Genomic DNA, 347 nt, shown 5'->3' with positions numbered 1-347 from the left:
AAGACGGTCAGGGTCTCCATGGCCGCCGGGCCCAGCGGGATGGAACGGCGGGTGTCCAGCACACGGCGGATGCACACCGCAAATTCCGTTTTGGTGGCCAGCTGCCAGTGGGTGTTCAGGTGGAGCAGGCACAGGCCGCTGTCCTCTCTCTGGCAGCGCTCGTGCAGTGTTTCCAGCGCAGATTCCACGCTGGCGGTGGGCAGCTGCAGTGCCTGAGCCAGCTTATCGGCCCCGATGGGCTCCGCGTAGGCAAAGAGCATTGCTTCCACTGCGGCACGATTTTGTTTCTGATTCATTGCTCCTCCTTTGTGCGGTCAATGCGGCCCCGGCGCATCTTCAGCTCGCCC

General features: G+C 63.4%; 1 protein-coding gene. It reads right to left on the bottom strand.

The window, feature by feature from the left end; genetic code table 11:
* Positions 1 to 296, bottom strand: a 296-nt coding sequence (locus P0G09_RS16180; RefSeq protein ID WP_275253174.1) for an SMC-Scp complex subunit ScpB, incomplete at its 3' end; no start/stop codon positions are given.
* Between the last annotated feature and the right edge of the window lie 51 nt (positions 297 to 347).

The organism is Faecalibacterium sp. DFI.5.82 (genome assembly GCF_029076575.1).
Lineage (GTDB): Bacteria > Bacillota > Clostridia > Oscillospirales > Ruminococcaceae > Faecalibacterium > Faecalibacterium duncaniae.
Note: the sequence above shows the minus strand (reverse complement) of the source record. Positions and strands in the feature narration are given on the sequence as shown.